Origin of the sequence: Tepidibacillus infernus (genome assembly GCF_048898065.1) — a bacterium.
Taxonomy (GTDB): Bacteria; Bacillota; Bacilli; order Tepidibacillales; family Tepidibacillaceae; genus Tepidibacillus_B; species Tepidibacillus_B infernus.
In genome coordinates, this window is record NZ_JBLWFI010000032.1 from 1 (window position 1) to 300 (window position 300).

1 pseudogene is annotated in these 300 nt (G+C 44.7%); it reads right to left on the minus strand.

What is annotated here, in order from left to right:
* Positions 1-300, minus strand: a pseudogene (locus TEPIDINF_RS14865) (IS1634 family transposase); the annotation flags it as partial.

Here is a 300-nt window from a genome sequence, read left to right on the forward strand (position 1 = left end):
TTTCCACTGCTGAAGCACGCTCTGCCCTTGCTTTCGCTGCATATTTTTCACTATAAAAAATGACTTGCTTCTCATCCACCGTTTTCTTTATCTTCTTCCCTCTAACTGACGTCACGCTAATCTCCCGCGGAACAAGTCTGGACTTAATTTTGAAATCCTCACTTATGCTCCTATAGCCACTTGGATCAAGGACATAATTCTTGAAATCCTGATCCGCGCCGCGGATCGAATAGCTGAACACGTAGCCATTCTTTGCGGAGAGTGTATACCAGATATTATCCCCTGTCGTCATGCCTTTGT